This window comes from Geobacillus zalihae NBRC 101842, from assembly GCF_001544135.1.
Lineage (GTDB): Bacteria > Bacillota > Bacilli > Bacillales > Anoxybacillaceae > Geobacillus > Geobacillus zalihae.
In genome coordinates this window covers 1-633 of the sequence record NZ_BCPV01000154.1, presented here as the reverse complement: position 1 = coordinate 633, position 633 = coordinate 1, and the positions used below count along the sequence as shown (strand labels likewise).

The following is a 633-nucleotide window of genomic DNA, read 5'->3' as shown; positions in this document are numbered from 1 at the left end:
TCTTTGCCCGCTTTCATTTTTTGCGCCCGCTTGTCATTTATGTGCAGTTTGCGCTGGCGCTGAAAATCGTATGGCAATACAGCGAAAAAGGAGAAAAGTGGGCGAAGCGGCTGCTAGCGGCCCAAGTGATCTTGGTGTTTTTGATTAACGAAGAAATCGTCTTCCGCTACGAGCCGACGGTAAAACAATTTTACGCGGAAAAACAGTTCCAAGAAATCAAGCAATACATCGGGCTCCCGGTGTCCGACTACCGCGTCGTCAGCATCGGCATTCACCCCGCCATCGCGCAATACAACGGGTTTTATACGCTCGATACGTACAACAACTTTTATCCGCTGTCATATAAATACGAGTTCCGCAAAATCATTGAACGTGAACTGGAAAAAAGCAAAACGATCCGCACATATTTTGACGAATGGGGCGGGCGCTGCTATATTTTTACAGCGGAACTTGGAAAACGGTACATGTTCACGAAACACTCGAAAAAGCGGCTGAAGAACTTGCTGCTGAATACAGAACAGTTGAAAAAAATGGGCGGCCGCTACGTTTTCTCAGGCCGTTCCGATCGAATAACGCGGCGGAAAACGGCCTCACGCTTGAGAAAAGATTTACGTCCGATGAGTCGGCGTGGAA

1 pseudogene is annotated in these 633 nt (G+C 48.0%); it reads left to right on the top strand.

Features of this window, described 5'->3' with window-relative positions:
- Positions 1-633, top strand: a pseudogene (locus GZ1_RS17800) (DUF6044 family protein); the annotation flags it as partial.